A 549-nucleotide genomic window follows, 5' to 3' on the forward strand; every position below is an offset into this window, starting at 1 on the left:
CCAAGATAATGGCGCCAGCCGCAAGGAGGAGAAGGGCTACCGGCACGGCGGCCCATGCCGTCATTTGCACGTCGCCGTTCATTCAATCACCTCGCCGCGCAGCAGAAACTTGGCGATTGCAATCGTCGAGACAAAGCCAAGCAAGGCAATCAGCATGGCGGCTTCGAAATACAGGTCGCTGGCAAAACGCATACCCAGCACCAGCGCCAACTGCATCGCGCACATCCACAGCGTATCCAGGGCAAGGGCCCGATCCTGGGCGGACGGGCCCATCACCAGGCGCAGCGCGCAGCATGCCATCGCCAGAAGAATGCAGCCAAAGACAAAGTTGATCGACCATTCCAGCAACGTGGTAACCATTAGCGACTCCTATTCAAAAATCTCGATCAGAGGTTGTTCGTAGCGCGACTTGATTGTGTCTATCCACCACTGTTCATCATGCAGATCGAGCACATGCAGCGCAAGCTGATGGCTTTCAGGCAAGATCTCGACCCAGACGGTTCCAGGGGTCGAGTTGATGAGGCACGACAGCAGCGCCAATCCAAAAGG

At 56.8% G+C, this 549-nt stretch carries 2 protein-coding genes; both read right to left on the minus strand.

Features of this window, described 5'->3' with window-relative positions:
- Positions 1-78: 78 nt before the first annotated feature.
- The gene (locus JK635_RS15095; RefSeq protein WP_202654796.1) at positions 79-360 is read right to left on the minus strand and encodes a K+/H+ antiporter subunit F; all 282 of its coding nucleotides are present in this window, start codon (positions 358-360) and stop codon (positions 79-81) included.
- A 9-nt stretch (positions 361-369) separates the two neighbouring features.
- Positions 370-549 (minus strand): Na+/H+ antiporter subunit E (locus JK635_RS15100; RefSeq protein WP_202654797.1); only part of this gene is annotated, 180 nt, incomplete at its 5' end.

Source organism: Neobacillus paridis (assembly GCF_016765675.1).
Taxonomy (GTDB): Bacteria; Bacillota; Bacilli; order Bacillales; family Cytobacillaceae; genus Neobacillus; species Neobacillus paridis.

Coding starts and splice junctions, on each gene's coding strand:
- JK635_RS15095 (WP_202654796.1), bottom strand. CDS start 360: ATGGTTACCACGTTGCTGGAATGGTCGATCAACTTTGTCTTTGGCTGC.